The sequence below is a fragment of the Pseudomonas sp. 13B_3.2_Bac1 genome, from assembly GCF_025466205.1.
Lineage (GTDB): Bacteria > Pseudomonadota > Gammaproteobacteria > Pseudomonadales > Pseudomonadaceae > Aquipseudomonas > Aquipseudomonas fluorescens_H.
Window position 1 is genome coordinate 1 of record NZ_JANLOG010000135.1, and the last position, 664, is coordinate 664.

Here is a 664-nt window from a genome sequence, read left to right on the forward strand (position 1 = left end):
TTCTACCGTCAAACTGTCCGCTGATACCTCGGTCGCCGAGGGCGGCACCGTGACCTACACCGCAACCGTCGGCGCACCAGTGACCGGTTCGCCGGTTGTGGTGACCCTCGCCAACGGTCAGAACATCACCATCGAAGTGGGCAAAACCACAGGTACCGTGACCGCCACCGCGCCGAACGACGCGCTGACCGGCCACGCGCCGTTGACCAACGCGATCACCAATGTGACCGGCGGCAACTACGAGAATCTGGTGGCTGACAAGACGCCGGTTTCGACCACGGTTACTGATACCGTCGACACTACCAATCTGTCGCTGAGTGCCACTGGCACCGTCGCTGAAGGTGGCTCGATCGTTTACACCGCAACCCTGACCAACGCCGCTGGCTCGCCAGTCACCGTAACGTTGAGCAACGGCGCCGTGATCATCATCGACGCCGGAAAAACCACCGGCACCGTGACCGTTCCGGCACCGGCCGATGACGTGTACAAAGACGCGGGCAAAGTCGAAGCGACCATTTCCACCGCTACCGGTGGCAACTTCGAAAATCTGGTGCCGAGCACTGTGCCGGCTGTGACTCAGGTCACCGACACCATCGATACCACCACGGTCAAGCTGACCGCGACCGAGTCTGCGGCTGAGGGTGGCACCGTCACCTACACCGCC

The 664-nt window shown here is 62.2% G+C and carries 1 protein-coding gene; it reads left to right on the forward strand.

The genetic code is table 11. The features are described from left to right. Nucleotides 1–664, forward strand: a 664-nt coding sequence (locus tag NTD85_RS22265; protein ID WP_262143231.1) for an immunoglobulin-like domain-containing protein, incomplete at both ends; no start/stop codon positions are given.